We start from the raw sequence: 300 nt of genomic DNA, 5'->3' as shown, positions 1-300 counted from the left end.
CGCGGCCGACGGAGCGGCCGCCGAGGGCGGGACCTGGGCGGCCGACGGCGGGGAGTCCGAGGGCGTGACCTCCGCGGCCGACGTGAGCCGCCGCACCTCGCTCCGCCACCGCGCGGCGTACGCGTCGGCGCCCCGCCGCGCGGCCCGCAAGGCCGACGCGAGGTCGTCCCCGTACTCACGGGGAGGCTCCTCGCTCAGGAGGGCGACGGCCTCCGCGGCCCGCCGCGGCCCGACCCGCGGCGCCGCGTCCAGGAGCGCCCGGGCGAGCCGCGGATGCACCCCGGCCCGGGACAGCCGGAC

The 300-nt window shown here is 83.0% G+C and carries 1 pseudogene; it reads right to left on the bottom strand.

Going from position 1 to position 300, the window contains the following annotated elements:
- A pseudogene (locus STRAU_RS35450) lies at positions 1-300 on the bottom strand (ATP-dependent helicase HrpB); the annotation flags it as partial.

Source organism: Streptomyces aurantiacus JA 4570 (genome assembly GCF_000414115.1).
Classification (GTDB): Bacteria; Actinomycetota; Actinomycetes; order Streptomycetales; family Streptomycetaceae; genus Streptomyces; species Streptomyces aurantiacus_A.
The sequence above is the reverse complement of the archived record's forward strand: the minus strand, read 5'-3'. Positions and strand labels throughout refer to the sequence as shown.